We start from the raw sequence: 857 nt of genomic DNA on the forward strand, positions 1-857 counted from the left end.
TGCTCGTACCACGCGCTCGTCAGCCGGGAGGCGAAGCCCGCGCCCCGGTGCACGGAGGAGTACGTCTCGAGCGCGCGATCGACCGCCGCCTTGACCGTCTCGAGCGCGGGCGTCGACGCGGCGTGGTCGAGGTTGGCGTATGCCGCGTCGCCGTGGAGCGTCGGCACGCGCAGCCCCGCGCCGACGACGTTCGGCAGAGTGCGCGCCTCGGGCACGACGTGCAGCGCACGGCTGCGCACGACCGGTGCGGGCGTGCCGCCACAGGACGAGGCTACGACGGGAGACGCGGCAGCGTGGGACGAGGGGTGGGACGAGGGACGGGTCGAGGAAAGGACCGACATGCCAGTGCTCCTGGGTCATGGGACCCACCCAATGCGGGTCCGCGCTTGCCGACCTCGATCACGCATTCGGACCGAGGTTGGCCTGGTCGTCACCCGGAGCACCCCACCGCGGAGGAGGGTTGCTGGCCAGCGAGCCGGGGCTTGTCACTGGCACTCATGACCTGGCAAGGACGATAGGGGCCGCGTCGGACGTCTGTCCAACAGTCGGTACCGGGATGTCGAGATCTGAGACGGCGGCCGAGACGCGGCCGGCGGGCGGCCCACGTGAGGCACGCACCCGGCATACGGCAATTTCTCGTCGAACCACAGACCGGCCACCCGTGTTGCGCGTGTGACGCGTGAGTTCAGCAGTGCGTTGACGTACGGTGCCACCATGGCGTCACGTCCGTCCAGCAGCCAGCGCTCGAGCACCACCGCGGCCACACGCGCCAAGGGGTCCTCGGGCGGTGCCACGTCGCGCCCGCCCGCAGCCCGGTCGACCCGGCCCGCGCAGCGCAAGCTCGCGGCCCGCAAGCC

The 857-nt window shown here is 71.9% G+C and carries 1 pseudogene and 1 riboswitch; the pseudogene reads right to left on the bottom strand.

The features are described from left to right. Nucleotides 1-341, bottom strand: a pseudogene (locus AC1DP0_RS22315) (aminotransferase class V-fold PLP-dependent enzyme); the annotation flags it as partial. A 36-nt stretch (nt 342-377) separates the two neighbouring features. Continuing rightward, nucleotides 378-503, bottom strand: a riboswitch (SAM riboswitch). Nucleotides 504-857: the final 354 nt, after the last annotated feature.

This window comes from Terrabacter sp. P5_B1 (assembly GCF_056400505.1).